Source organism: Aeromicrobium sp. PE09-221 (assembly GCF_002174305.1).
In the GTDB taxonomy this organism is placed as follows: domain Bacteria; phylum Actinomycetota; class Actinomycetes; order Propionibacteriales; family Nocardioidaceae; genus Aeromicrobium.
The window spans coordinates 1-688 of sequence record NZ_MIJB01000082.1; the positions used below are offsets into that span (position 1 = coordinate 1).

General features: G+C 37.1%; 1 protein-coding gene. It reads right to left on the minus strand.

The window, feature by feature from the left end:
• Positions 1 to 688: hypothetical protein (locus BHE97_RS19375; protein WP_201791554.1), on the minus strand; the 688-nt coding region annotated here is incomplete at both ends.

Below are 688 nucleotides of genomic sequence, written 5' to 3' on the forward strand. Positions count from 1 at the left end.
GCATATTTCCCATTTGCTTCTTAACGGTTCCAACTACATTTTTTGCTGCATCCACAACAAAACGTTTCCCTCGATCCATACCAACTCCAACACCTTCTGGAACCGCACTACCGATGGGTATCATTACTTTTGATGGACTGTTTACTTCAAGCGCTCCAGAAATAGTCTTTTTAATATCGTTTGCAATTCCTGCTGCTTTACTAAATAAACCTCCTGAGGCATCATCTATTCCTTTGCCAAGACCTTCTATAATTGATTTTCCAATCGAACGTAAATTTATGGTACTGAAGAATTTTTCAACTGTGTTCCACTTTTCTTCAATATCGCTTTTTATCTCGTTCATTTTATCTTTAACGGCTTTTTTCTGTTCCTCAAATTTTCTTGAAACAGTATTTTTTATTTCTTCTACTTTATCGCTAGCTGATTTTTTCATATCCTCATATTTGTTGGAAACATCTGATCCCATTTCTTTCATTTTTCGAACAACGTCATCTTTCATAGTCTGATATTTCGACTTTACCTGACCAGGTTCCCAATCCACCTGATTAGCATGTTCCCCAGCTTGCGCTTTTGCTTCACTTACAATTTCTTGATGTTTATCTTTTGCTGTGGAAACTGTACTGTTATATTGGCGATTCGCTTCTGCAATAGCTGCATCCGATTCTTCTTTATTAAGTGCCCCTGATTC